Raw genomic sequence first — 2,960 nt, 5'->3', positions numbered from 1 at the left:
GCGCCGTGGCGCCGGCCTGGATCGACAGGCGACCCGCGACTTCCGACATCGGCGCCAGCAGCGGCAGCCCGCCACGATCGTCGGTCACGGTTTCATAGGCGATCGCCGTGACGCCCGAAGCGAGCAGGCCCTTGGTCTGCTCCGGATCCGGGGCCAGGTGGAGATAGGTGTACAGGATCTGGCCTTCGCGCAATTGCACCCACTCATTGGGCTGCGGCTCCTTGACCTTGACGATCATGTCCGACTTGGCGAACACGTCGGCGGCGGTCTTGGCGATGGTGGCGCCTGCAGCACGATAGGCGTTGTCGTCGGCGCCGATACCGGCACCGGCACCAGCCTCGACCAGCACTTCGTGGCCGTGGGCCACATATTCGCGGACCGAACCCGGCGTAAGGCCGACACGGTATTCGTGGTTCTTGATTTCCTTGGGGCAGCCGACGCGCATTTTCTTCTCCTGATCCGGGCCCTTTTGGGCTCACTCCCTGATTGTCGGAGTGAACCATGAATCGGCTCGCAAGTGTTTGCGAATGCGCTTGCGCGAACAGGAGGGTTTCGATAATCGTTGCGTGAAATAGCAGTATATTCGCAGGATTCACGAAGAATGCCGCTCGACAGGATTGATATCGCCATTCTGGAGACATTGCAGAAGGATGGCCGGATGCCGAATGCGGCCCTTGCCGAAAAGGTCGGCCTGTCGCAATCGGCCTGTTCGCGCCGGCTTGATAATCTGGAAAAATCCGGAACCATCCGCGGCTACCACGCCCGGTTGTCCAATGCGGCCCTTGGCCATCAGATGACGGCGATCGTCCACATATCCCTCTCCGGCCAGTTCGAGAAGACGCTGTCGGATTTCGAGGCGGCGATCAAACGCTGTCCGAACGTGCTGTCGTGCCACCTGATGTCGGGCGAGTACGACTATATCCTGCGGATCGCGGCCAAGGATCTCGTCGACTACGAGCGCATCCACAAGGAATGGCTGTCGGCGATGCCGCATGTAACGAAGATCAATTCGTCCTTCGCCTTACGTGAAATCGTCGACCGGACGGCCATGGGGCTAAAGCCGGAAATGGCTTAACGCCAAAGGCACACCCGGACGTCCTTCCCAATATAGCATGCGCCTTCGCGGTGAAGGTCTTCCCAACGTTCATCACCGTGAGTCGCGCGAATATCCGAGTTACCATAGCCGTCCCAAATATCGCCGTCCTTGTAGACGGCTGCCCAGTAATCCTCGGACATTTCACCAGCCCCACTATGCGTGTCAGGATAGTCGATACCCGCGAAAACTTGCCGGGGTCCCTGGATATTGAAATCGCCGCCCTTCTCGATTTGATAGGAGCATTTTCCGGATATGCGGGTCTGACCGTCAACAACAAGCAGGCAACGGCCCCATTTGTAACCGCTCGGCAAACGATGTCGTTGCGCGAGCGCGGGCGAAAAGGAAACAGCGATTGCAACGGCAGCCGCCATGGTACGCCCGATCATCTTGTCACCCATCGTGAAGCAGCCACTGTGAGGAGCGACCGGACAGTGTTGGTTCCCCAGGGCGCATGTCTAGGCAATCCTCCGCGGCACCGTGCTTTGAAAATCAGATTATTTATCGACCAAGTCGGATTTTTGTCACGTGACATTTGCGCTGCTTCCGCGCGGGGTAACCAGAAATCCGACCGGTCTCATTGGACCAAACAGGCTCTTACGCCTCCGTCACGATCCGATCCATCGGGATGTCGTGAGGTTGCGGATAGATGGTCGCGATGCGCTGCAATTCGTAGCCAACGCCGATGACCAGCGGCTTGAACGGCATGGCGGCCAGCGTGCGGTCGAAGAAGCCGCCGCCATAGCCCAGCCGATAGCTTGCCGGATCGATGCCGACAATGGGCGAGATGACGATGTCCGGCAGTACCGGATCGCCTTCGGCCGGGATCGGGATGTTCCAGACGCCTTTTTCCAACCGGTCGCCCGGTTTGTAGGCGCGGAAGATCAACGGTTGACCCTTTTCGACGACGATGGGCAGCGCGGTGCGGCCATCGCGTTCGTTGATAGACGCCATCCATGGCCGTAAATCCGGCTCGCCCCGAAACGGCCAGTAAAGGCTGACCATCCGGCCCGCTATGTCACCGATGATCGTGTCGAGGCCTTCCGCGATGCGCCGCGACATTGCGGTTCGGGCATCGGCGGAAACGGCAAGGCGCGCCGCGATCAGGCGTTCACGCTCGGCCTTTCGCCAGCGTCTCACGTCGGTCCAGTCGCTGAGTGGTGCCTGGAACGCGGGATCGAGTTCATGCATGAAGCAGGGCGGCGAAGAATACTGCGCCGGTCCTTCGTCCTCATGATCGTTGGTCATGCCTCACCTCATCTCGTGTTCGATGACGCTATACCTCGCGATACGATACAACATGTGCGTTCACGACATGGAACGACGAGTCTCGGGCACTGTCCTGCCATTGTTGCATTGCACAAAAACACCTACATCCAGGGCAGGCAATCTTGCCCATCAGGGGTGATGAAATGAGCGATGCCAGACATCATCTCGTCGTCGTCGGCGCCGGGTTCGGCGGCCTCGAATTCACCCGCGCGCTGGCTGGCGCGCCGGTGCGCATCACCATGATCGACAAGCGCAACCATCATCTGTTCCAGCCGCTGCTCTATCAGGTGGCAACCACGGCGCTGGCGACCTCGGAGGTGGCCTGGCCGATCCGCCATCTCCTGCGCAAGCGCAAGGATGTGACCACGCTGCTGGCCAATGTCACAGGAGTAGACCGGACCGGCAAACGTGTTGTGCTCGATGATGGCAGCGCCGTCGCCTACGACACGCTGGTGCTCGCCAACGGCGCGCGGCACGCCTATTTCGGCCATGACGAATGGGAGCCTTTCGCGCCGGGCCTGAAGACGCTGGAGGACGCCACCACCATTCGGCGCCGCATCCTTCTGGCCTTCGAGCAGGCGGAACGGGAACCCGACCT

General features: G+C 60.3%; 4 protein-coding genes and 1 pseudogene. 2 read left to right on the top strand and 3 right to left on the bottom strand.

Annotated features, from left to right (window positions below; genetic code table 11):
• Positions 1-445: pseudogene (locus tag EOA36_RS32330) on the bottom strand (alanine dehydrogenase); the annotation flags it as partial.
• 156 nt (positions 446-601) lie between these two features.
• Between EOA36_RS32330 and EOA36_RS32325 the strand changes: the two are divergent.
• Positions 602-1,075, top strand: a complete 474-nt coding sequence (locus EOA36_RS32325; protein WP_015317948.1) for an Lrp/AsnC family transcriptional regulator — start codon at positions 602-604, stop codon at positions 1,073-1,075.
• On the opposite strand, the gene EOA36_RS32320 is transcribed toward EOA36_RS32325, so the two are convergent.
• Positions 1,072-1,494 carry a hypothetical protein gene (locus tag EOA36_RS32320; RefSeq protein WP_127280884.1) on the bottom strand — a complete coding sequence of 141 codons (423 nt, stop codon included), beginning with the start codon at positions 1,492-1,494 and terminating at the stop codon, positions 1,072-1,074. The two genes, EOA36_RS32325 and EOA36_RS32320, sit on opposite strands and share 4 nt — an antisense overlap.
• A 196-nt stretch (positions 1,495-1,690) precedes the next feature.
• The gene (locus EOA36_RS32315) at positions 1,691-2,341 is read right to left on the bottom strand and encodes a 5-formyltetrahydrofolate cyclo-ligase (RefSeq protein ID WP_127280883.1); all 651 of its coding nucleotides are present in this window, start codon (positions 2,339-2,341) and stop codon (positions 1,691-1,693) included.
• Positions 2,342-2,505: 164 nt separating this feature from the next.
• On the opposite strand from EOA36_RS32315, the gene EOA36_RS32310 reads away from it, so the two are divergent.
• Positions 2,506-2,960, top strand: a 455-nt coding sequence (locus EOA36_RS32310) for an FAD-dependent oxidoreductase (RefSeq protein WP_189553461.1), incomplete at its 3' end; no start/stop codon positions are given.

It is taken from the genome of Mesorhizobium sp. M8A.F.Ca.ET.021.01.1.1, from assembly GCF_003998025.1.
Lineage (GTDB): Bacteria > Pseudomonadota > Alphaproteobacteria > Rhizobiales > Rhizobiaceae > Mesorhizobium.
Note: the sequence above shows the minus strand (reverse complement) of the source record. Positions and strands in the feature narration are given on the sequence as shown.

What these genes read in the sequence shown, in the direction of transcription:
- EOA36_RS32315 (WP_127280883.1), bottom strand. Translation starts at nt 2,341, where the DNA reads ATGACCAACGATCATGAGGACGAAGGACCGGCGCAGTATTCTTCGCCG.
- EOA36_RS32320 (WP_127280884.1), bottom strand. Translation starts at nt 1,494, where the DNA reads ATGGGTGACAAGATGATCGGGCGTACCATGGCGGCTGCCGTTGCAATC.
- EOA36_RS32325 (WP_015317948.1), top strand. Translation starts at nt 602, where the DNA reads ATGCCGCTCGACAGGATTGATATCGCCATTCTGGAGACATTGCAGAAG.